The 23,127-nt window shown below is 58.3% G+C and carries 16 protein-coding genes; 10 read left to right on the top strand and 6 right to left on the bottom strand.

What is annotated here, in order from left to right:
- The first annotated feature begins 16 nt into the window (after positions 1–16).
- The 10 genes from PhaeoP97_RS19455 (at position 17) to virB11 (ending at position 10,151) form a co-directional block, all read left to right on the top strand.
- Complete coding sequence (locus PhaeoP97_RS19455; RefSeq protein WP_037239481.1) at positions 17–292, top strand: VirB3 family type IV secretion system protein; 276 nt, start codon at positions 17–19, stop codon at positions 290–292.
- On the top strand, positions 282–2,651 hold the full coding sequence (locus PhaeoP97_RS19450; RefSeq protein WP_083570467.1) for a VirB4 family type IV secretion/conjugal transfer ATPase: 2,370 nt from the start codon (positions 282–284) through the stop codon (positions 2,649–2,651). Before PhaeoP97_RS19455 ends, PhaeoP97_RS19450 begins: the two co-directional genes overlap by 11 nt.
- 165 nt (positions 2,652–2,816) lie before the next feature.
- On the top strand, positions 2,817–3,905 hold the full coding sequence (locus tag PhaeoP97_RS19445) for a lytic transglycosylase domain-containing protein (RefSeq protein ID WP_072506896.1): 1,089 nt from the start codon (positions 2,817–2,819) through the stop codon (positions 3,903–3,905).
- On the top strand, positions 3,895–4,704 hold the full coding sequence (locus PhaeoP97_RS19440) for a type IV secretion system protein (protein ID WP_072506895.1): 810 nt from the start codon (positions 3,895–3,897) through the stop codon (positions 4,702–4,704). Before PhaeoP97_RS19445 ends, PhaeoP97_RS19440 begins: the two co-directional genes overlap by 11 nt.
- A gap of 3 nt (positions 4,705–4,707) precedes the next feature.
- Complete coding sequence (locus PhaeoP97_RS19435; protein WP_072506894.1) at positions 4,708–5,196, top strand: hypothetical protein; 489 nt, start codon at positions 4,708–4,710, stop codon at positions 5,194–5,196.
- A 29-nt stretch (positions 5,197–5,225) separates the two neighbouring features.
- The gene (locus PhaeoP97_RS19430; protein ID WP_157891282.1) at positions 5,226–6,200 is read left to right on the top strand and encodes a TrbL/VirB6 family protein; all 975 of its coding nucleotides are present in this window, start codon (positions 5,226–5,228) and stop codon (positions 6,198–6,200) included.
- Between the two features lie 2 nt (positions 6,201–6,202).
- Positions 6,203–6,847, top strand: a complete 645-nt coding sequence (locus PhaeoP97_RS19425) for a VirB8 family type IV secretion system protein (protein ID WP_072506892.1) — start codon at positions 6,203–6,205, stop codon at positions 6,845–6,847.
- 3 nt (positions 6,848–6,850) lie between these two features.
- Positions 6,851–7,582: a TrbG/VirB9 family P-type conjugative transfer protein gene (locus PhaeoP97_RS19420; RefSeq protein WP_072506891.1), complete on the top strand. Its 732-nt coding sequence runs from the start codon at positions 6,851–6,853 to the stop codon at positions 7,580–7,582.
- A 2-nt stretch (positions 7,583–7,584) separates the two neighbouring features.
- Positions 7,585–9,042 carry a TraB/TrbI/VirB10 family type IV secretion system protein gene (locus PhaeoP97_RS19415; protein WP_072506890.1) on the top strand — a complete coding sequence of 486 codons (1,458 nt, stop codon included), beginning with the start codon at positions 7,585–7,587 and terminating at the stop codon, positions 9,040–9,042.
- Between the two features lie 110 nt (positions 9,043–9,152).
- A complete protein-coding gene (virB11, locus tag PhaeoP97_RS19410; RefSeq protein WP_083570465.1) occupies positions 9,153–10,151 on the top strand; it encodes a P-type DNA transfer ATPase VirB11 in 999 nt (332 codons plus the stop codon).
- Between the two features lie 128 nt (positions 10,152–10,279).
- On the opposite strand, the gene PhaeoP97_RS19405 is transcribed toward virB11, so the two are convergent.
- From PhaeoP97_RS19405 to PhaeoP97_RS19380, 6 genes are all read right to left on the bottom strand, one after another.
- The gene (locus PhaeoP97_RS19405; RefSeq protein ID WP_072506889.1) at positions 10,280–13,363 is read right to left on the bottom strand and encodes a type III restriction-modification system endonuclease; all 3,084 of its coding nucleotides are present in this window, start codon (positions 13,361–13,363) and stop codon (positions 10,280–10,282) included.
- A 61-nt stretch (positions 13,364–13,424) separates the two neighbouring features.
- Positions 13,425–15,080 (bottom strand): RNA-binding domain-containing protein, encoded by a 1,656-nt coding sequence (locus tag PhaeoP97_RS19400; protein WP_072506888.1) that lies wholly within the window; start codon positions 15,078–15,080, stop codon positions 13,425–13,427.
- A complete protein-coding gene (locus PhaeoP97_RS19395) occupies positions 15,080–16,699 on the bottom strand; it encodes a site-specific DNA-methyltransferase (RefSeq protein ID WP_338048699.1) in 1,620 nt (539 codons plus the stop codon). Before PhaeoP97_RS19395 ends, PhaeoP97_RS19400 begins: the two co-directional genes overlap by 1 nt.
- Positions 16,700–16,976: 277 nt before the next feature.
- Positions 16,977–17,666, bottom strand: a complete 690-nt coding sequence (locus tag PhaeoP97_RS19390; RefSeq protein ID WP_072506887.1) for a DUF4391 domain-containing protein — start codon at positions 17,664–17,666, stop codon at positions 16,977–16,979.
- Entirely contained in the window at positions 17,663–20,923 is a 3,261-nt protein-coding gene (locus PhaeoP97_RS19385) for a helicase-related protein (protein WP_072506919.1), read from the bottom strand. The genes PhaeoP97_RS19390 and PhaeoP97_RS19385 overlap by 4 nt, the downstream gene beginning before the upstream one ends.
- Before the next feature lie 265 nt (positions 20,924–21,188).
- Complete coding sequence (locus PhaeoP97_RS19380; protein WP_072506886.1) at positions 21,189–23,126, bottom strand: type IV secretory system conjugative DNA transfer family protein; 1,938 nt, start codon at positions 23,124–23,126, stop codon at positions 21,189–21,191.
- Position 23,127: the final 1 nt, after the last annotated feature.

The raw sequence follows: 23,127 nt of genomic DNA, 5'->3' as shown, positions 1-23,127 counted from the left end.
GACCGCAGAGACCTCCATGCGCGACACACCACTCTTTCTGGGGCTGACCAAGCCGCCACGGATATTCGGTCTCCCGATCGGATATTTTGTGGCGCTGGTCTTCGCATCCGTGATCCCTTTCATTCTGGTTGACGACATGCGGTTCCTGCTGGTTTTCCTCGCGGGCTACCCACCGCTTTGGCTGGTCGCAGACCGCAATCCACATCTGTTTCAGATTTTGAACGTGGTGATGTCGCGCACCCCGCGAACGAGTGTGCGATCCTGTAATGGGGGCGATCTCTATGTCGCGTGAGTTTCGGGGGTTAATTGCCAGCAGCGCTGTTCGGGATGCACTTGGGGACAAGGTTTTGAAAGCCGAGCGTCTTGGGCGGCACCTACCTTACATTGCTGCGGTGCGAGACAATGTCATCCTGACGCGGCAGGGTGATCTGATGGCGTCGGTCACGCTTGGCGGGATCGACAGCTTCACCAGTGATGACGCCCGGATCGATGAGATCAGTGAAGGCTTTGCCCGGATCGTCAGTCAGTTGGGCGAGCGTTTCGGTTTCCACATCAACAAGGTATCACGCCCGGATGTCGCGGACCTTGCGGCGCCTGACGGTATGCCTTTTGCAAATGCGGTAGACGCGGCGTGGCAGAGAAGCCTGCGCGCACGTGACCTGAAAGCCCGCACCTTGATGCTGACAGTATTGATGCGTCCGTCGATGCCGCAGGCATTCTCGAAGGTTCTGGGCGCCCTTGGCGGCGGCCGCGATTTCCAGAAAGACATCGATACGCGAATTGTTGCCCTGGAAGAGGCCATGACGCTGCTCATGGCGATGTATTCCGACGCAGGTGCAGCGCGCCTGACAGTCTCGAGCGGGGACTGGCTTGCAGTGTTGGCCGCGGTTCACGGACAGAGCTACGGCAAAATCATCGCGGCCCCCGGGCAACTGTTGGCTGACACGATGAGCAATTTCGACGTCAGCTTTCAAGGCAAAACCATGCGGCTGGAAAGCGGCGACAGCGCACGATACGGCGCGATTTTCGGGATAAAATCCTATCCCAGTCGCACCTGGCCAACCATGCTTGACGCGTTGGAACTGCCCTATGACATCACGATCACCAACTCTTTCACGCCGCGGCGCGCCAATGAGATGGTTGAGCGCATTCAACGCACCTTTCGCCAGCGGGGTGCCTCCGAGGATGCTGGTGTCAGCCTGACAGAGCAATTGATCGAAGCCGCCGACGCCGTGGCATCCGGCCGGTCGACCTTTGGGACACATCACGCCTCCGTGCAGGTTTTCTGTGACAGCGCCGAGGAACTGGAACAGGCAGCTTCCGAGATCTGGCGGGCGGGGCAAGAGACCGGTGCCGTTCTGGTCCGGGAATCCTGGGCCGCAAAGGCACTCTATTTCGCGCAAGCGCCTGGAAACTGGGCCTACCGGATCCGTGACGGGATCGTTTCGTCGCACAATTTCGCGGAACTGGCGGCCTTTCACAAGACACGGCCAGGGCGCGGACCTGAGGCCAGCCCATGGGGCAAGACGATCACGGCCTTCCCGACCGTGACCTCCAGCCTCTACCGGTTCAACTTTCACGAAGCGGGGCGCCGGACCGATGAACCAAGCGTCGGGCACACGCTTGTTCTGGGCCGCACCGGGTCCGGCAAGACACTCGGCACGGCTTTTCTCATGGCACAGGCCCGAAGAGTGGGTGCGCGAGTCATCGTTTTCGACAAGGATCAGGGGTTGGAGATGGCGATCCGCGCTTTGGGTGGCAGCTACAGCGAAATCAAGGTGGGCCAGCCCACCGGCTTTAACCCGATGACCACGGAGACCGATGCGCGGGGGGCCGCCTGGCTGACAGATTGGCTCGGCGACATTCTGGCCCGTCACCGTCCACTCGAAACGGTCCAGACTGTCGCGCTGAACGAGGCGGTTCGTCAGATCGCCGCCGCGGAGCCGGGCCTCAGAACCTTCGACGGTTTGGCAAGTCTCGTGGCCTCCACCGATGATGATGGCGACCTGGTGTCCCGCGTGCGGGAATGGACAGAAGTCGGCCGGTACGGTTGGCTTTTCTCAAGGCCCAGTGCACAGGCGATTGCCATTGGCGAGGATGTCCTTGGTCTCGATATGACCGAACTTCTGGACCAGGACGCAGAACGCTCAGCCCTGCTCGCCTATCTCTTCCGCCGTATCGAGCGCGTGATCGAGGATCGTAGACCAACGATCATTGTGATCGACGAGGCGTGGAAGATGTTGGCTGACGATATCTTCGTCAAGCGCCTCCATGACTGGCTGGTTACCATGCGCAAGCGCAACTGCGTGGTGATGATGTTGACCCAGACACCGGGCCATCTGGACCAAAGTTCGGTCGGCCAGATCATCGCAGAAAGTGTGGCAACCCAGATCCTGTTTCCCAATCCACGGGCAAATCCGGAGGATTACAGCATCCTGCGCCTGAATGCGCGCGAGGCGGATTTTCTTTCCAGCCCGACAGCCGGGTTGCGGCTGGCATTGATCCGTTCTGGCGCCGACAGCGTGTTCGTCAATACCGACCTCGCAGGCTTGGGCGGCCTGGTTACTGTTCTTGGTGGTGGCAAGACCGGCGAGGAAAAGGCGCCTGCCGATTGGCGCAAGAAAGAAGAATTTTGGAAGGACATGATGTGAAAGCACGATTTTTTCTGTTCGTCGCCATGACGGCCCTGAGCGCTTGCGAAGGTGCATCAACAGGCGTGCGATCGCCCTGTTTCGAGCGGCCCGCGATGGCGTTCTTGGCCCCTGCTCCCGACCTTGTTTCACGGAATGCGCATTGTGATTTCCAGAGCTTCTAGAATGGCGATTCCGGTGGCCTTGGGTCTTGGCTCGCTTGCCTCCGCGCAGGGCGTGCCAGTGATCGATGGCTCCAACCTTGCCCGCGCTGTGTCGCGCGTCGAAGAGCTCGCACGCGACGCCTTGCGGCAGGGCCAGAAGCGCGACGCCCGCCAGGATCAAGCGGACATCTATCAAGAGCAGCTTGAAGCCTACGAACGTTTCCTTGCGGAGACCACCGGTGTCACCGACCTGAGTGGGTTCGAGGCTGGTGGGCCCGGCTGGGCGAGCGCTGCAGAGACTTACCCAGCCCAGGAAGATCATCCTGATGCCGATCGCCTCTTCGGTGAGCCAAGCGACGTGGAGCGCATGATCATCACGGTGGCGCGGCGCTATGAGGGTCATCCCGGTGTTGCGACCGCCGGTCTGACGCCACTGACATGGCGTATCCTGTTTCAGTCACTGATCAAGCAGGAAAGTCGTTTCAACAATGCAGCCGTCTCCCACGTGGGTGCGCGCGGTTTTTGCCAGCTGATGCCGGGCACAGCATCGGATCTCGGTGTGAACCCGTATGATCCTTGGGAAAACCTGGACGGTGGCGCACGCTACATTCTCACGCAACTGAACCGCTTCGGTCGGATTGATCACGCTCTGGCGGCCTATAATGCAGGCCCCGGCCGTGTTCTCGAATATGGTGGTGTGCCTCCTTTCGAGGAAACCCAGACCTACGTCCGGCGTATCAACGGCTATTACAACGACTATCTTGGCATCATCACCGGCGTCGACATGACAGGGTCACTGGCGGGCTTCGATGGTGCCTCGGCCGCCTGGGGCAACTGGGCGGATGCCTCGGTCGGCTATGGCGCCTACATGGGCACCCAGATCGATCAGGCCATGACGAGGATCGCGGCGCTTTTGCGTGAAGATCCGCCCGGTAACGCAAAAGAGGCGCTGGACCGCTCCACCTATATGCTTGCTGAACGGGCGCGGCTCATGGCGCTGACGCTGCGTCTGCGCGCGGCCCACGTGAAAGTCGAAGCGGCACAAGGTTTGACCGAGGCCGCCGATCACCTAGAGCAATCCACTTTCTGGAGGTATTCCGATGAGGGCTGACACCCGCATTGCCGCAATTATTGTCGCGGGCACGCTCATGGCGGCACACCCGCCCCCAGCCTTCGCTCAGGGTGTGCCTGTGATCGATGGATCGAACCTCGCGCAGAATATCGAGCAGCTGCAGGCCGCGCTGCGCGATGCGGAAAACCAGCTCCAGCAAATCGAGGAATTGCGTACCCAGATCGAACGCCTCACTGATATTCAGGGCCTTCTTGATGACGTCCTGGGTTCAATTACCGGCCTGAATGAAATCGCAGCCCTCTACAACGATGTGGAGGACCTGCGTGCCCGCGCCCAGAAGATCACCGATCTATCGGGTTTCATGGACAACCTGTCACTCGGGGATTTTGACAGCCTGCTGGACAATCTGCTCGATGGCGACGTCACCATGGGTGAGCGCCGCGCCGCAGATGCCATGCGCGAGACTATGGCCAGTGCGGGGTTCACCTCGGAAAAACTCACCGAGCTGAACGACGCCGGGAACCCGCAAGGCGCTGCCATAGCCGATCTGGCGGCTGCCAATGCCATGGTTATCGGGCAAGCCCAAATTTCCTACGAGGAAGCCGCCCAGAGCATCGAGCGTATCGATGGGCTGGTGGAAGCGATTGGCGAACAGGAAACGCTCAAGGAATCGATTGATCTCAACACGCGTATGGCCGCGGAGACGAATTACATGCTGGGCCAGATGTGGCGCCTGAATGCCGCCCAAGGCTTGGCGCAAGGTCAAAACGGCATTGATTTCGCGGCCGAGCAGGCCCGCACACGCTCCTTCTTTGATTTTTCCGGCGCCGAGGACTGACCCTTGAATACATCACTCAAAGCACTTGCAGTTTTCATCGCCCTAGCAGGCAGTGCCTGGGCGGAAGACTTGCAAGACCTGCCCGACGATACGTTGCTCGGGGAGGTCGTCACTGCCACCGAAAATGGGGAGGAAGAGCGCCTCCTCGATCTCATGCGCGAGGTACAGGCAAGAGGGCTCTTGATGTTCCCGAAGCCGCAAACCTGCACCTTCAGCTATCCGGACACTGAGTTTTTCGGCAACGAGATTTTTCGAGGAGCGGTTCGGTGGGGCTTCGGCACCGACCTGAGAGAGCTTGCAATGTCGCAGGGCTTCTGCGGCTGCATCTATGATCTCGGGTCGCTCGATGCGTTTACGCAGGAACGGATTGGCAAAGCGGCGCAGGATGCAACTACCAGCGATTTCAGCGTCTTTCGCAAATACCGTCGCAGCGATTGGTCAGATGTAAACGAGCGCTATCAGAACTTCCAATTGGAGCGGTGTGGTAGTTAAGGATGGCCATAATCGCTGAGGTTCTGGCATTGGTAGATGCCACTGTCGCGGGCGTGGCAGCTGACACGTATGCTGATACGGTTGCCGCAGTACGCCCGGTTGTACAGACCGCATCTGTGTTGGTGGTCGTTCTTGTAGGCGCAAATGTGGGTCTGCAAGCCGTGCCGCTCTCGGTTTCCACAATCGTGTCGGTAGGGCTGCGCATTGTGCTGGTCAATGTGTTTTTGATCTACGCAAACCTTTCTGTTCCGTACGATGCGCTGACAAATGCTCCTGCCGAACTTGGTGCAGGTATTCTCAACTCCCTCTCAGGTGGTGATGTCACAAACCTTTATGACGGCATAGACGATCTCTACTCCCAAGCCCTGAATGTCGGGCAGGCGATCAGCCAGAATGGAGGCTGGCTGGCCGGTGCCATGACCAGCGTGGTCATGTTTCTTGTGGCCGCCGCCATGGCGACGATCACCATCATCGTTCTGTCGGCCGCCAAGATCATGTTGGCGGTATTGATCGCCATCGCACCTGTGGTCGTGGCTTGCACATTATTCAAACAATCGGCGCCGCTGTTCGAGGCATGGGTCAAACTCGCCATCGGTTTTTCCTTTGTGCCGCTGTTAGTGGCTGCCATGGCTGGCTTCACCATAGCGACGGGTGAAGCTGTCGCACCTGATAGCCTCGACAGCGTCGAAACACTCGGGGACGCGATTTCGTTCGTCGTGGTGATGATGATCGGCGCTGGCCTGATGTTGCTCGTGCCAACTTTCGCGCAAGGGCTTGCCGCCACGAACATCGGCCTCGCCTCGATCGGTGCAAATGCCGCGCGGATGCCCGGGAACGCGTGGCGCAATACCGGTGCCGCGATCCGGGGCGGAGATGACATGCGACGGGGCTTCAATGCAGGACTTCAGGGACAAGGCGTCTCCGACCGATCGTCCAGCGCGGCCCGTGCCGGGAGCTATGCGGGCGGTGCGGTCAAGCTCGCCGGAAAGATGAAGAAGGGATAGTCATGAGTGATTTCGATATCGATTTGGTGATGGGTCCGCGCCGGGCAGCGCGCGCCGCATGGATCGTTGCGGGCTGTTCCTGCGCCGTATCCGTGCTGTTGGCCCTGACCATTACGGTTATGTTGCCCCTGCGCGAAACCGAAGTGTTTACCGTCCTCGTCGACAGCACGTCGGGTGCAGCAGAACGCATCTATCAGGTTCAGCCGTCTGGTATCACCGATGAGGAAGCGATCAAGGAATCCCTGCTTGTCAGTTATATCAGCGACCGCGAAAGCTATTTCAGGAACGGCATTCAAGAACGGCTCGAAAGTGTCCAGCGGCGCTCCAGCGGGCCCGCCCGCGCCTCGCTGATAGAACTCTGGACCGCGGGGGCCGAGAATTATCCACCGCGCAGCTACGGCGCGAATGCGCAGGTCGATGTCCGCGTGCGGGCGATCACCTTCCTGCAGGACGAAGTGGCTCAGATCCGGTTCGACAAACGCCTCACCCGACCCAACCAGACCCCCGTCACGCAAACATTCATCGCCACCGTAGGGTTTGAATTTGCCCCCCGCCGCGAACGCTCCCTGACACGCGTTTGGGAAAATCCCCTTGGCTTCTCGGTGACCGCTTACCGGGTCGATGCCGAAACACTGACACGAGAATAGTTCATGAAAACCTTCATAATTGCCATCGCAACGGTCGGCGGGTTGCTCGGAACGCCCGCCTTGGCCGAGCGCGCACCGGTCACCATGGGTCAGGACGCCCGCGTTCGCCACGTGACCTTCAACCCTACGGATGTGATCCGGATCGACACCCACCTTCGGGTAAACACGTCAATCGAACTCGGTCCCGGCGAACGGATCAATCAAGTCCTGATCGGTGACTCCGCGTCCTATGAAGTGGAGGTTCTGTCAAACCGCAATACGATCTCGATCAAGCCTGTCGAGGCTCAGGCCACGACAAACCTGACGATCTTTACCAACCGCCGCGCTGTCGCCTTCTATCTGACAGAGGGACGCTCGCGGACACAGTCTTTCCGGGTCGTCGTAAACTTTCCCGACGAGCGCCCCGCCGGGCGCCAGCTTGCGGCTGGAGGCCGAGATACCGGCTATCAGTTCGCGGGCAGCGGTGCGATCCGCCCGGTGAGGGTCTGGAATGATGGGCGCTCGACCTTCTTTGAATTCCGGCCCGGCGTGCGGCCCTCGATCTTCGGCTTGAACGCCCAGGGCTACGAGATCACCCAGAACAGCCAGACGCAAGGTGCGGTCGTGCGGGTCACCGGCGTGCGGGACGCCTACACGATCCGCATGGGCGACGATCATATCTGCATTACCCGTGAGACTGGTGGGTTCACGACCGAGGCTGCTGCCGTGGCCGCCCTGCGTGGACGGGAGTTCTGATCATGAGCGACGAGAAAACCGGGGAAAAGGAATACAGCTTCGCACCCAAGCGGCGCGCATCTCTCGGGCTCAGGCTTGGTTTGGGTGCATTGCTTGTGGCAGGGACCGCCATCATTGCCTACCCGCTTGTGCAAGGCAGCGGCATCACTTCTGCCGTTGAAACATCGAAAGCCGACGACTTTCAGGATCAAGTTGACGGTGACGGGTTTGGCCGCATGACAGCCGACGCTGAACCGACCGAACAAAGATCAGAGCCGAGGTTCGATCCCGGACCAATCGAGGATGAACTCGCGGCGCAGCGCCAAGCTCTCGAGGAACAGAACGCCAAGCTTGCGAGCGACGTGGTCGCCCTACAAGCCCAGTTGGCAAGACTGGCCGAGGCCCCTGCCCCCGACAATTCCGCCGAGCTGGCCGAAGCGCTGCGCTCGGTCCAGGAACAGAACACGGCGCTCATCGCCCAGATGCAAAGCGAGATGGACACCCGGTTGGCAGAAGCCGATCTTGAAGCGCAAAAGCGTATCGCTGATGAGGTTGCCGCACGCGCGCGTGTTGCCGATGGCCGGATGGAGCAGTTGATGGAGCAAATGCTCGGACTGCAGCGCCAGAACGACGCCCTGCAACAGCAGATCGATGACGGTATGAGTGACGCTCTACGCGCGCAAACCGAGAGGGATCAGCTCGCCGCCGAGGAAGCCGCGCGGCGGGCTGAACTGGACCGTCGGCGTGCCGAGGCGGCGGCGCTGCGCGACACACAAATTCGGTCCGAAGGGGTGATCTTTGATGCGGGCGGCCAGACGGGCAGTCCGGCATCTGACCCTGAGAGGGGACCTGCGGTCGGAGATGCGGCGGCGCGCGCCTTCGTGTTGGACGGTGCCCAGCCCGTTCAAGTCGCGACAGCGGAGGTTATCGCCAATCCTTCCAATACGGTGCTGCAGGGCACGCTCATTCAAGCGTCACTGGAAACCGCCATCGAATCCACATTGCCCGGACAGATTACCGCCATCGTGAACTACCCGGTCTGGAGTTTCGATCAGTCCCGCGTTCTCATTCCCGAAGGCTCCCGCCTCTTCGGGACCTACAATTCGAATGTCTCTTTGGGCCAGGCCCGCATTCTGGTTGGCTGGTCACGCATCGTCACACCCGAGGGGCAATCGGTTCAGCTCGCCGCATTTGGCGCGGACGATCAGGGCCGCTCGGGCGTGACGGGCTCCGTGAACTCCCGCTTTGGGCTGCGCTTTGGCACAGCCGCATTGCTCTCGATCATCGGCGCAGGACCGGCAATCGCCGCATCCGAGGCCAGCTCCGAGACCAGATCAGAAATTGCCGAGGATGTCGCGGGCAGTTTTGCGCAGGCCACCGATGCGGTGATCGGCGAATTTGCCACCCTGCCTCCGGTTATCTCGGTCCAGCCGGGCGCTGCGATCAGTGTGATCGTCGACCGTGATCTTGAGTTCTATTAAGTGCGTTTCGGGTTCGACAAAACAATCAGGTGTCGAAACACGCGTTCGACCGAAGGGAGAGGCCGCGTGTCTCAAAGCAACACAAACCTGAAACGCACAGGCGGCCACCCATGAACCAGGCGGCAGAAAAAGCCAGTTTTCTTTCGACCTATCTAAAACCTCTGGCTGCACCGCTCGCCGATCCCTGCGTGGTCGAAATAGCGGTCAATCCCGATGGAAAGGTCTGGGTGGAAACCCGGGGGGCTGAGCATATGGTCGGCCTCGAAGGTGTGTTTTACTCCCCTTCCCAAGCTCGGGACCTTGCAACATCCATTGCCAGCGCCACCCACGGACAGATCAGCGAGAAAAAGCCGCTCGTCTCCGGCAAGATCGAGATGAACGGCAAGCCGATCCGGGCACAGGTCGTCTATCCGCCCGTCGTGGATGGCGGGCCCTCGATCACTTTGCGCCGCTACAGTGAAGACCAACTCACCTTGGGCGACATCGGTCTGTTGCACGGTGGACTGGTGGATTTGGGTGCCGAACGACAGGCAAAAGCCGAACAGGTCATCGCACTGACCGAGGCGGGGGATATTCGAGCCGCCATGAAACTCTGCATCGATGAGCGGTTGAACATCATGATCAGCGGCGGGACGTCCACGGGCAAAACGACTTTTGCCCGGGCGCTTCTCGCGCTGGTGACCAAGACGGAGCGTATCGTGACCATCGAGGACGCATTCGAGCTCTTTCCTCCGCAGCCCAATCGCGCGATGCTCAAGGCTGACCGTGTCCCCTCAAGTGAGCGCACCGCGGCCAAATTGCTGGAGACCTCTTTGCGCATGCGTCCTGACCGGATCATTCTTGGCGAGTTGCGCGGCGATGAGTGCAAGACCTTCCTCGACGCGATCAACACCGGCCATTCAGGCTCTTTCACCACAATTCACGCCGATACCGCGCAGAAGGCGCTCGACCGCCTTGCCCTCATGGTCATGTCGGTGGGCATCAATATGAGCTTTGAGGAGGTAAGGCGCTATGCCGCGTCCAGCATCGATGTCGTGGTGCAGCTTGGTCGGAAGGACGGAAGACGCGGGGTCGAACAGGTGTGGCTGCCGGGCAGCTCAAATCCTTGAGAGGATCTGCTAGTCCGCCACAGAGGGCCTGCACACAGCGATGATGCTTAACGGGGCACCCTGATCTGCAAGCGGAAAATGGTCTGTTTGGCGTCAACAGGAAACTCGAGGGAGATACCGCGGTTTCTTCACCCCACATCTTTCACCAGCGTCATAAGTTCAGAGTAGCTGGTGACCACATCATATTTGACGCTGTTGTCATTGATCCGTCGACCGATTTCGTCAAAGAACTTTCGGGCACATTTGATCTTGGTCTGTTCCAGTTCACGCATCTTCATCGAGGGGAGGTCAGACTTGGTCTCTGCGACAAAGTAGAGATGCTTGATACCACCTTCTTTGAACGCGATCGCCCAATCCGGGTTGTAGTCACCAACGGGTGTCGGGATCAGGAAGCCGCGTGGTAGTTTGGAGTAAACGACAACCTCTGCGCTTGTATCGAGATCCCTGACAAAGTCGCGCTCTACCTTTGAATCCACGATCGCATAATCATAAACGTGGTTCTTCAGCTTCTCAGTCGCCTTCTTGAAGTCGTTGCCCGTTTCGCCCGCCGTGAACAGCTCGGAATCATAGCGCTCTTCGACCGCATCGTAGGTCAGCTTTTCGATGATCGCGGTTGCTTTTTGCTCTTGGATCAAGTGCGAGGCATCAGCGATGAATTGTTCAGGGTTCTTGGCAAACTCACCAAATTTTGCCGGTTGGATCCCGGCCAGGATTTCGCCCACGGTCTTGCGTGTCAAATCAGTATTCTGAGCAATTGATCCGATGACATCGTATGACACGCGTGAATGTGCACTCTTGCCGCTCTCAGACCGAATTTTCCCCTGCACGAAGGCACTGCCATCCCGAAGGTTTTCATCGGTCACGTCATCGGACAAGGCACCCTCCGTCACCAGATATTGCAGCGGCGCAACCTGCAGTTCGCTTTCCAACCGGTTAATACAGCTTTGGACCAGTGCGACGCTGTCGAACTCGACCTGATAGACGGCCTTTCGGTTTATCCGGCGCCAAAGCTCTTGAAACTCCTTGCGCTGGAAATTTTCATTCAGCCGGTTTCTCTTTGGGGTGCGCCCGTCGCTGAACATGTCGTCGATGGCCCTGCCATTGAAAACGGTGTCAATCAGCGCGAAGACGGCATTGCGATGGGCTTCCAGCTCCTCGGGAAGCTCTGCCAGTGCCTCCGACTTACGGGCCTCGTGATAGGCGGCGGTGATGTGGCCATCTTCATCGACATAGTCGCTCTTGATCAGGAAGCGCTCCAACTTTTTGGCAAGCGATTTGTCCAAGACCAACTCCAGATCGCCGGTTTTCAACGTCTTGCCATCAAAATACTCGGCATCCGCCTGCTTGGGCCGAGCCGACAGGTTCTCGACGATCTCTTTCTGCAGGGCTGTCACAAACCCCTTGTAGCTCTCCGATGCGACTACGGTCAGCACGTTGATGTCATGCACGGTCACCGGATGATCCATCCTCTCGCCATTGAGATTGACCGCGATCCGCAGACCGCGCCCGACTTCCTGACGCCGTGAGATGGTGTTCTGGCTTTCATTGTGCTTGAGCATGCACATCACGAAGACATTGGGGTTGTCCCAACCTTCTCGCAGGGCTGAGTGGGAAAAGATGAAACGCGTGGGTTCCTCAAAGGACAACAGCCGCTCCTTGTCCTTCAGGATCAGATCGTAATCACTGGGTTCTGTCGATTGGCCCGCCAACTCGCCACGGGCGGCAGCCTTGGGGTCTGTCATCCGCCCCTTCTTGTCGATCGAGAAATAACCGCGATGGGTCTTGCCCACCTCGATCCCGGTCAGATAGTCGCGATACTCCACATTCTCCAGCGGCAACTCAGCAAGTAGCTCGTCAACCGCCTGCGCGTATTCTTCCTCGAACACCCTGGCATATTCGCCCTGCTCGTCAGCCTGGTCGTAGTCACGATACTTCTCCACCTCGTCGATGAAAAACAGCGACAGCACCTTGATCCCACGCGCGAACAGCGCCTGTTCGCGTTCCAGATGGGCCGAGATCGTTTCGCGGATCTGAATGCGCCGGATGTCGCGTTCCGTCACATCGCCCGACGCCTCACCCGCGTGCAGTACATCACCATTGGTGAAATGCACCGTGTCATCGCGGGCGTCGATATTGCTGACAACGAAATCCTTGTAGACCTCCAGCCCCTTGGACAGATCGAACAGGTTGCGCCCCTGTTCCAGTTTGCGGGCGACACGTTTGATCCCGCTCTGCATCTTGACCTCGATATCCACCCAGGCGACCGGCGCGGCGCTTGAGGTCTCGATCCGGTGCAGGAACAGATAGGGGTTCGTCCCGCTCGGGCCTTTGGTTTCCACACCGCGCACCTTGATTTTCTTGACCAGCTTCCTGTTGAAGGCATCCACCGCATCCAGACGATGCACCTTGTTGTGGACGGTTCTGTGCGTCGCCGAATAGCGCAGGATGAACAGCGGGTTGAACAGCGGTAAGCTTTTTTGCGTCGCCGGCCCTTCCATTTTCTGCGGCTCGTCCAGGATCAGGATGGGGCGGTTCTTGGCGATCACGTCGATGGGCTTGCGCGACTGGAAATCGTCCAGCTCGTCATAGATCCGCCGGTTATCCGCCCCTGACGCGTTAAAGGCCTGAACGTTGATCACCATCACGTTGATGCCCGCGTCCGACGAAAAGCTCTCCAGCTCGTGCAGCCGCTTTGAATTATAGACGAACGCCCGGACCTTCTTGCCGTATTCTTGCTGGAAATGCTCAGCCGTCATCTGGATCGACTTGGCCACCCCTTCGCGGATCGCCACGCTGGGCACCATGATGATGAACTTGGACCAGCCATAGCGTTTGTGCATCTCGAACATGGTCTTGATGTAGACATAGGTCTTGCCCGTGCCTGTCTCCATCTCGACGTCGAGGTTGATCTGCGCGCCGGGCTTGTAGCTGGCGGGCTTGGTCTTGCCCTTGTCATCGGTGTGATGCGTCAGGCTGTCCGACGGGGGCAGCATCGCGCCGCGCTGCACCTTGCGGATGTTCTCCAACAAGACGTCCTCGGGCAGCTTGACAGCGGCGTTGCCAAAACCCTCCACCTCCATCTTGGCCTGCCGGTCGGCGCCGGGGTCGATGGTGTATTTCAGAACATCCTGCCGGGGCTGGCCCTCAAAGCAATCGACCACCGCATCGACGGCATCGGTCTGATAGGGTTGCGACTTGAACTTGATTTTCATGACTGTCGCTTTCTTAAATCCAGCGCTTCTTTCGTAATTTCTTTCGTAGGATGTTCTTGTTTCATTCGCACAGCTTCCATTGTGGGGCAGGTTTGGAGCCAGCGTTAAAAATCACGTCTTTGCGCCGTAAGCCGCTGAGAAGGTTTCCGATTTTGTTTCTCTTCTGCGTGTCATCCAAGGCGTCGCTTAACTTGTCCCAGAGCAGGTCATCAACGTCCTTTCGTGAAGCGCTGCCGAACTTTCGTAAAAACTCAACCACCATGTCCGCGTAATGCTGATCGTCAAACGCACGGGTCTTGATGTATTCGGCCTTCTTGGACGATGCAGCCGCGACAGCAGCCGAGACGCGGAACCGAGGTTTACGCCCCTCAACCAGCCCCTTGCGCTTCAGAGCCTGGATCGCCGCATCCGGCACCTCCAACCTTTTCTGCACCCGGTCCAGCGCCAGCACGTCGGTCAGCTTCAAACCGCCGTTTTCCATCAGCACCCGCGTATAGGCCGTATCAACAACCCCACCATAGACCGTCATCACCACAGCGTCCCCGGCCACCTCGTAATCTGGCATCGGCAGGTAACGCCGCCGCTGCGTTTCATACATCCGCTGAATGCCGTAACCCATCTGGTCGATCATGTTCAGCTCGACCATGGCCTGCACCAGATAGGGGTTGCGATATCCCCTTGGCGTCTTGTCACCGCGCACATAATCCTCTGGCGCGCCCTCAAAGAACCGGCCTGCGTTCTCCAACACCAAGCGATCCGGCCGCTCGGTCACGATGATCCGCTGGTTCTGGCGGTAATCCTGATGGGCGATGCAGTTGTGCAGCGCCTCCAGCACGACCTTCTGATCGTATTTCGACACCTCATGCGGCAGCAGCTCGTCATCGGGCAACAGGCGCAACTGGATATTGCGGATACGTTGATACAGCTGCGAGGTCGCCAGCAGGAATGGCGGGCCGAAATGTTCATAGGCCGTTTCCGGTCCGACCAGCTTCCACGTCATCTGGGCGGGATGTGGGGACAGCAGATAGGCGCTTTCTGCACGCCCCAACAGCAACAGCGCCGTGCGGGTCACCTGCCCGCGTTGGGTCACCTTCGCGCGGTCCAGCAGGGTCGCCACCGGCCAGCTGCGCACCTCATCCGCGTCAATCCGATTTTGATGCTTCAGGGCAAAGTCACTGCGCGCGCGTTCCACCGCTTGCGGGTCCAGATCGTCCAGCGTGGCACCGTCCACCACCTGCGCGCTCCAATCGCCGTGCAGGGTCTGGTTGCGGATTTCATCCTGTTTCGCAAAGCCAAGTGCGCTCAGGCTTTCACCTGCCCGCGCATAGGTCTGACCCTGCCACGCAATCGGAATACCCCTTGGGGCGGGCGGGATCTCCAACATGACAACCCGCTTGCCGTCCACATCCACCTCATGAATTTGCCGGAACGTGGTTGTCGGGTCTGCACCATCGGCAATCTGCTGCTTGAGGCTTTGCAGATGCTCGGGGGTCGGCCGGTAATCCGTCCCCACGACAGTCCTGCTCTTGTTATTCACCCCGAACACAAGCCAGCCCGCGTCGACGTCCTTCAGGTTTGCCTCATTCGAGAGGGCCGAAAAGTATTTCCCGATATCCCCTGTGGAATAGGAATTGGACGCCTCCTTGAACTCGACCACCTCGTTTTCCCAGGTGGCGATCAGGTCAGTCAGTTTGAGGCGCAGCTCGGCGGGGGTCATCAGATGGCTTTGACGTCTGTGTCGGGCGACAGGGATTTGAAGATCTGTTTGACGTTGATCTTTGTCGCGTCGTCCTTGAAGCCTGTGTCCTTGAACACCACGCGCAGGGGATGGCGGGTGGCGAGGGTTTTGACGAGGGTTTCATCCACGCCGTTGTCGAAACAGGCGATCAGGGCGGTGCCGGCGACGGTGAAGACGGTCTTGCCCGCGACGCTCTCGCGGGTGATGGGCAGGGTCAGGTCAACGCCCCAGTCCAGCAGCACCTGAAACAGCAGGTCTTCGGGGCTGCGGTCGGGTTTGATGTTGTCCACGCGGGTCAGCAGGTCGGCCTGAGTGGTGGCGTCGGGGGTGTAATAGACATCGGCCATGTTCGAGCTGTCGATTTTCAGCACGCGAAAGCCCACATCGCGGTTCCAGTCGGGGTGACACTCCCCTTCGAGGATTTTTGCCCCCGCGCGGCGGATGCGTTCTTTGGAGATATCTGTAATCCGTTGAAATCCTGCCTTGCGCGCCGGTGCTCCTTCTGGAACGTCCTCTGGTATTTGCACAAGGATAAACTGAACGTTCTTCTGCACTTCAATTGGCAATGAGAAGACAGCCTCAGCCGTTGTCGCACTTCCTGCAAAGAAATCGAGAATAATTGCATTTGGGTCACTGGAAAGTGCTATTTGGATAAACTGCTTTATCAGGGCAACTGGTTTAGGGAACTGAACGACAACTGCCTCAGGGAAATGAGCTGAAAGATCAGCTGTTCCATGCTGGGTATAAATGCCATCAATTACACTGAATGGCTTCTCCCCCCTTTCGACGCCATCCTCATCACGTAGATATTGCTTATAGTTTAGCGTCACTCGATCCTTGTTGCGCACAACAATCACATGGTTGTTTTCTAATGCTTCCAATACACGATCACGGCCCCAGAGCCATTGTCGCTGTGGCCGAACGATTTCACCATCAGCAAGCGGAATTTCGTAGACCAAATTTGGCCTTGCATCCATGCTCTTGGTTGCTTCGAGTGGCTTTAGACGATACGGCCCCCGTTTCTCAAAGTGCTCATCACGACCACTATAATATCGTTCAACCTTCTTAGGATCATAAGGCAACGCAAAAGGCGATAGATCTGCCATACTACGCGCATACATGAGTATGTATTCGTGCTGCGTCACAGCATATTTTTCTTTCGGCCCCCCTCCATAGCTTTTCTTCCATACAAAGCACTCAACGAAATTTTCGTGCCCAAAAACTTCATCGCAGAGTCCGCGCAGGTTGCCTTGTTCGTTGTCATCAATACTAACAAAGATCATTCCATCATCAGACAAGAGGTTTCTTGCAAGCTTCAATCGAGCATAAATCATTGAAAGCCAGTCCGAATGAAACCGACCATTGGCAGTCTGGTTTGCCACCAGCCGATTGCCTGCCTCATCCACCTGATTTGACTTGGCCAGAAACTCTGCCGTGCCTTCGGCAAAGTCATCGTCATAGACAAAATCATTCCCCGTATTATAGGGCGGGTCGATATAGATCATCTTGACCTTGCCCAAATAGGTCTCTTGCAGCAGTTTCAGCGCCTCTAGATTATCGCCCTCGATGAACAAATTCCGGGTGGTGTCGAACTCCACCGACTCCGCCCGCACAGGCCGCAGGGTTTTGGCAATCGGCGCATTGGCCGTGACCAGCGCCTGCCGCTTGCCCGGCCAGTCCAGATGATACCGCTCTTGCGGGCCCTCCACGATGCTGTCCGACAGTTCCTGCCGCAGCAGGTCAAAATCCACCGCGCGGCGCAGCGTCCCGTCCGGGCCGGTGCTTTCCGTCACACAACCCGGAAACAGCGCAGCGATCCGCTCCACATTCTGCGCGGTCAGGTCGGGGCTGTGCATTTTCAGCTTTTCAATCTCGTCACTCATGGTTTCCCCCGCCCGTTTTTCCCGGGTCTTTCATATGGTCAATGGCCGCCTGTGCCTCGGCCAATTGGCCGTGCAGCGTCACTTTGATATTAAACTGGCTTTCGCGTTTCAACTTCGACTGAAGCTGCGCAATCTCACGCTCTTTTGCCCTGATTGCCGTCAGTCGCGCAAGGCGGCTCTCCACATCCTCGCCCGGCACCGGCGCAACCGGCATAAGCGCGGACAGCATCCGCTCATAGAGCACACCCAGGTTGACCGCCACCGGCAAGGGCGCGCGGGGGGCGTCATGCGCGGTCCACTCCCCCCGCAAGGGATCGGACAGCACCCATTTGCCGCGCTCCGCCTCGGACGGGCGTTTATAGGCGGCGGCGGGTTGGATGCGGTCCCCCGCCACCAGCTCGAACAGCAGCGGGAAGGGAATGGCGCGATCCATGGCGCGCAGGATGTCGTCATGCAGCGCGTCGCCCTTGAGCGTAATACGGAACACCTGAATTTCCGGCACCGCAGGCGTGGCGGGCAGGTTCAGCGTTTCGGGGGCGAGCTTGTGCGCCCATGTGATCTGATCCACCTCGCGCACGAAACGCTCGCGCAGGGCCGTGCTGGCGGCGGCCCCGTCATAGATGCGGGTCTTGGGGATCACACGTTTCAAGGCAGTTTGGGGCGGGTATTGATACAGCGTCATGGGTCGCGCACCACGATGAAGGCGATGAGTTCGAAATCCTCCAGCCCCGCGATGGTCTGGGTCAGCGCCGTGGTATGCCCGCCCGAGAACAGGCTGTCGATGTCACGTTCCTCCTTGACCTCGATCATCGAGCGGATGGCGTCGTTGAGCAGGTTTGAGTAGGTGCCCATCTTGCGCCCGTCCTGCGTTTCCGCGTTGAAGGCTGTGCACAAGTCGCGAATGGGCTGTGTGACGCCCTTGCAGCCCGACCGGATCAGATCAAGCAGGCGTTTGACCTGTGTCTGGTCCGCGATGATCTGGCCGTCCTGACCGATATAGATCAGGTAATAAGGATGCAGGCGGTTCTGCTGGCCCACGTTCACGCTGTCATGGATGTTGCGCAGCGTGAAGATCACGCCGGGGTGCAGGCCGCGCTTGGGGTCCGACGGGATGACCGTGTGCAACCCATGCGGCATGCGCGGCAGGTCATCATGGGTCTTGAGGTAGTTGAGCAGGTCCATCCGGAAGTCGTTCAGGCCCAGGTCGGTGATGGAAATGCCGGTCTTCACGTCCTCAAGCTCGATCACCTCGTTCTGAAGGCGCTGAAGTTGGTCCTTGCGGTAGGCGACGTCCGAGCTTTTGGAGGTGAGCACGTTATCCTCGCCGGTGCCCGCCATGTCGACGATATGCATCCGGTTCTCGACGCGTTCCTTGAGGTTGATGTATTCGTCCAGGCTGATGTCGGGCCAGTAGTTGGACAGCTGGATCTGGGTGTTGGGCGAGCCGATGCGGTCGATCCGGCCGAACCGCTGGACGATGCGAACAGGATTCCAGTGGATGTCATAGTTGATCAGGTAGTCGCAATCCTGAAGGTTCTGTCCCTCGGATATGCAGTCGGTGCCGATCAGGATGTCCAGCTCAGCCGGATCATCGGGCATGATCTTGTCCTTCTCCTTGGCGCGGGGGGCAAAGAGCGTCAGGACGGATTGGAAGTCATAGTATTTCTTGAGCGTGGTTCGCGGATTGCCCGATCCGGTGACAATGCCGCTGTGAATGTTCTGTGCATCGGCGAAATGTGGCGCGAGCTGATCGAACAGGTAGTTCGCGGTATCGGCATAGGCGGTGAAAACGACCACCTTGCTGTTGCCGGGGTTCAGAGGGTTGGCCATCTTTCCGGCGATCTCGGCAATTAGATGCTGAAGCTTCGCGTCGTCTTCGGGCGTGACCTTCTCCATCTCGGCAATCAGGCCATCGATGATGATCTTGTCGACCGACAACTCCTGCTTCCAGGCCGTGACGTCCATATCTGCCAGATCAATCTTGATCTTCTTACCTACAGAGAAATCGGCGAAGTCGTCATCCTCGTCCGCAACAGCTTCCAGGTCGATGTCCAAATCCTCGACCGTCGCTGCACCGCCGGAAGCCTCGAACTGGGCAATGGCATCCAGCGTCCGGCCGATATTGCCGGACAGCGCGCCAAGGGTCTTGCGGAATGCATGGACAGAGCTTTCCAACCGCTTGAGCAGGTTGGTCGTCATCAAGGCTTGCAGGCTCTTCTCGCGGTCAGCCTGTTTCAGCGTGCCTTTGCCGCCCTCCGTCTTGGTGTCATAGAGGTCTTCATATTTTTTCAAACGACTGGGCTGGATATAGTTGACCGGTGCATAGACGGCCATTTTCAGGTCGCTCAGCTGGGCGAATATCTCATTGAAGCCGATGACGTCGTCACGGTGCGTGATCGGCAGATGATGTGACAACGGCTTCAGTCGCGTTGGAAACTTGCCGATGTCCGCCGTGTCGTAGAAGGTTTCGATATGCTTGCGGGATCGCGCGATCGTCACCGCATCGAGCAGCTCGAAGAAATCGAAATCCAGTGCCCTTAGGATGGAGGCTGGCGTCCTTTGATCCGGGGGTAAGTTGGACCAGACGTTAAACGCAGTCTGCGCGCGACGAAATATCTCTTCCACGCTGGTCTTGGTTTTCAGGTTCTTGCTCAGGGCATCTGAATGCCCTTCATAGGCAAGCGCCAGTTGGTTTCTCAGATCTGTGAAACGATTGTTAACCGGCGTCGCCGACAACATCAGGACCTTGGTCTTGACCCCGGCCTTGATCACCTGGTTCATCAGACGTTGGTAACGGGTTTCGCGGTCCTTGTAGACATCGTTGTTCCGGAAGTTGTGGGATTCATCGATGACGACCAGATCGTAATTGCCCCAGTTCACACGATCGAGCCGCATCCCGAATGACTCGCCAGACGTTCGTGAAAGGTCCGTATGGCACAACACGTCGTATCGAAACCGGTCCTTGGCGAAAATGTTGGTGGTCAGGTTTGCATTATAGTTGCGCCAGTTGTCTGCTAGCTTTTTCGGGCACAGGACCAGAACGTCCTTGTTGCGCAGTTCGTAATACTTCACCACCGCCAGAGCCGTGAAGGTTTTGCCCAGCCCCACACTGTCGGCCAGAATGCACCCGTTATAAGTTTCCAGCTTGTTGATAACGCCGACGGCGGCATCTCGCTGGAAATTGAAGAGCTTCTGCCAAACAAGACTTTCAAGATAACCGGTTCGATCCTTAGGCAGAACGTCCTCATCGATCTCGCTCAGGAAGTCGCTGAACAGGTTGAACAGAATCATGAAGTAGACCCGTTCGGCAGGATTCTCCTGGTACACGGACTCGATGTGCTCAAGGACTTCGGCCGTGACATCTCGCAGCTTTTCCTCATCATTCCAGATCTGGTCAAAGAGGTTCAGGTAGGTCTGCGCAAACTGGGGCTCATCCATGACCTGTGTGTAGCTTGAGACCGCATCCCCGCGCTGATACCCGAGGTCAACAGCGGTAAACCCTGACAGCGGCATATAGGCCGCACCGGTCTCGGACCGCTGCACATGTCCGAACTGCTGCATCGGTGCTGATGTGACGTTCGACTTGAAGCGCGCCTTTTTGCGGATCCAGTCGGCACATTCCCGCGCGACCGCCCGTTGAGTCATCTTGTTCCGAAGCTGAATCTCAAACTCGCTGCCTGAAAGCGTTTCTGCCGCTCGCCCTTTGGGAATGAAAAACTCACGCTTCTCCTTCTTGATGCGGTCGATCGCACCGTTTGGGGTAAACGTCGGTGTGGTAAAAATGAACTCGAACTCTTTTAGTTCACTCAATTCCGTTTTCAGGGCATCGAATGCGTAAATAGAGAAGCACGCGGCGGCGACCCGAAATTTCGACGCGCCGGACAGCTCGCTTTTCAGATCATCTCCCAGCAGCGTGGTTGTGTTGTCGACAATCCGCAAAAGTTCCCCCATAGGTCATATGTTCGGAAATGATGTCACACTAACTCTCGCGGCAGAATGTGCAACGCTTTGAAAATAAATGCGCAAAGCTGTTTACACTGCCAAAAAGAATAACTCGGAGCCTTGGGCGAAGCCAAGCGTCAGCCCTTCTCCAAGCATTCGGCCATCGGCCACCCCATCACCTTAATCCACTACCTAAGCCCAGACTAGGATCGTAAGCGCTTCTTAAGCCTTGGTTTCTATTTGTTTAATGATTTAGAAGTGGTCAGGCTGTACTAGTTCCGGCCAAGCCTGAGCTCCGTTGCCTACGACCAGATCGTGTTTTCTTTGGCTTTGCCCTGGCGGCTTCTGCGTATCCCTGTAGCGCGCCTGTATAGGTCTGGACCGCAGTCTCGAATTCCTTGTCGCCCATGGAGATCGCCGCGGGTGCTGCGGGTTCTGGTTGCTCGAGGGTGATTTTCTTCGGCCTGTTCGAGACTGGCGCTGCAGCAGGAGGATAGGGCAAGGCATGCCCTTGCCGTGCTTTGTCGATCTCCTCAAAATGCCGGTCCGCATAGTAGCGGATGTGATCCGCCTTGATGGGATATTGCCCCTCGGGCAGGACAAGGACTTTGTCGAGCGGGAAACGCAGCAATTCAGCGGGGGATACCAGCGCCCGTTCTTCCGAGCGACGGCTGATATTTGCGCTTTCCGAGAGCTTGCGCACGGTTGCCTGTGATCTGGTCTTGCCCACGATCGTGCGTTTGCCGAGGGCTGCGGACAGCACGTCGGCAGTGCGATCATCTTGCGGGGTCATGTAGATCTGTACACCCGCACCGGCCTGCAGCGCGCGGCGGTCGGTTTCGCCGTAGATGCCCTCAAGACCGGGGATCGACTGCGAGATGATAAAGAGCCGCCCGCCATAGGAACGGATCGTCTTGATGCTCTGCAAGACCAGGGGTTGTTTGCCCAGTTGGTCGAATTCATCCATCAGGAACATGACGGGATGTGGCTCGTCCGGTCCGGGATGCGCGCGCTGCAGACATGCGATGGCATCGGCGAACAGGAGCCGGATCAGGGGGGCCAGTGTTTTCAGGTGCTCCGGCTGCACGACAATATAGAGCGACTGTGGCTTTCGTCGGAACGTCCCGAAGTCGAAATCGCTTGCCTGTGTCGCTCGGTCCACCGCCGGATCGAGCCAGAGCTCCAATCCGGCACCGCGGATCACACTGACATAGGAATCGAGAATCTTGTCCACTTCGTCGGCCATGCTCAGGAAAATCTCTGCCACCACCGGGTTCGCGGTCTGCATGGCGGCCCGTTTGTAGAATTCCTTTTTATTGCCGCCGCCAGTCATGATCCGCAGCGCCTCACCGATCGTCGGCTTGCCGGTCTCGATGGCATAGAGGCAAGACGCCACGAACAGGCTGCGTCCGGCCTGGAAAAAGCTCTGCGCGTTCACGCTTTCGACGATGAGGAACAAGTCCGCCATGGTGTTGACGGCGGTGTATTGCTGCTCGGGGCTGGGCAGATCGGCAATGCGCTGGAGAGGATTGAACCGGTGCGTGCGGGTCAGGACGGGCCCGTTCTTGCCCTCGGGCTGAACGTAGTCATAGGGCGAAAAGTACCAGACCTGATTGTTCAGCGCCTTTTTGCGGTGGATGGATGTCTTCTCGAAATTCTCGCCCTTAACGTCGAGGATCACGGCACTGCCCTGGAAGTGCAAAAGGTTCGGCAAAACGAAGCCTACCCCTTTGCCCCGGCCCGTTGGCGCGATCATCATAGCGTGTGGGAAGCGATCTGGCGTGGCAGACACGAAAGGCGCAGGGGACGCAGGTGACCCGAGCTTGCCGAACAGAAAGCCGTTCTGGGAAAGAGACGCCGACATACGGTTGCGGCGGAGCTCGGGACGCGACTGGAAATGCGCATCATCATAATCGGTGAGCGACCCGCGATGAACGGATGTCGCTCCTGTCGCCGCCAGAAGCAGGGCAGGAAGTGCCGTGATGAGCCACGCAGTATGTTCCACCGCAGGGTTTGCCTTGATCCGTGGATCAGACAGATTGAGCAGCCAAAGTTCGAAAATATCGAACCCACCCAGGTCTTCACCAAATCGCGCCATCAGATAGAGCGTGGCGATCGCGGCACCGATCCAGGTGCCAACACCGAGACCGAGCAGGATGGCGATCGGATACCGCCAACGGCTTTCCATTGCATGCAGCATG

This window comes from Phaeobacter porticola (genome assembly GCF_001888185.1).
Classification (GTDB): domain Bacteria; phylum Pseudomonadota; class Alphaproteobacteria; order Rhodobacterales; family Rhodobacteraceae; genus Phaeobacter; species Phaeobacter porticola.
This window is presented reverse-complemented; position numbering and strand designations above follow the sequence as displayed.

What these genes read in the sequence shown, in the direction of transcription:
- PhaeoP97_RS19455 (WP_037239481.1), top strand. Translation starts at nt 17, where the DNA reads ATGCGCGACACACCACTCTTTCTGGGGCTGACCAAGCCGCCACGGATA.
- PhaeoP97_RS19450 (WP_083570467.1), top strand. Translation starts at nt 282, where the DNA reads ATGTCGCGTGAGTTTCGGGGGTTAATTGCCAGCAGCGCTGTTCGGGAT.
- PhaeoP97_RS19445 (WP_072506896.1), top strand. Translation starts at nt 2,817, where the DNA reads ATGGCGATTCCGGTGGCCTTGGGTCTTGGCTCGCTTGCCTCCGCGCAG.
- PhaeoP97_RS19440 (WP_072506895.1), top strand. Translation starts at nt 3,895, where the DNA reads ATGAGGGCTGACACCCGCATTGCCGCAATTATTGTCGCGGGCACGCTC.
- PhaeoP97_RS19425 (WP_072506892.1), top strand. Translation starts at nt 6,203, where the DNA reads ATGAGTGATTTCGATATCGATTTGGTGATGGGTCCGCGCCGGGCAGCG.
- PhaeoP97_RS19420 (WP_072506891.1), top strand. Translation starts at nt 6,851, where the DNA reads ATGAAAACCTTCATAATTGCCATCGCAACGGTCGGCGGGTTGCTCGGA.
- PhaeoP97_RS19415 (WP_072506890.1), top strand. Translation starts at nt 7,585, where the DNA reads ATGAGCGACGAGAAAACCGGGGAAAAGGAATACAGCTTCGCACCCAAG.
- virB11 (WP_083570465.1), top strand. Translation starts at nt 9,153, where the DNA reads ATGAACCAGGCGGCAGAAAAAGCCAGTTTTCTTTCGACCTATCTAAAA.
- PhaeoP97_RS19405 (WP_072506889.1), bottom strand. Translation starts at nt 13,363, where the DNA reads ATGAAAATCAAGTTCAAGTCGCAACCCTATCAGACCGATGCCGTCGAT.
- PhaeoP97_RS19400 (WP_072506888.1), bottom strand. Translation starts at nt 15,080, where the DNA reads ATGACCCCCGCCGAGCTGCGCCTCAAACTGACTGACCTGATCGCCACC.
- PhaeoP97_RS19390 (WP_072506887.1), bottom strand. Translation starts at nt 17,666, where the DNA reads ATGACGCTGTATCAATACCCGCCCCAAACTGCCTTGAAACGTGTGATC.
- PhaeoP97_RS19380 (WP_072506886.1), bottom strand. Translation starts at nt 23,126, where the DNA reads ATGCTGCATGCAATGGAAAGCCGTTGGCGGTATCCGATCGCCATCCTG.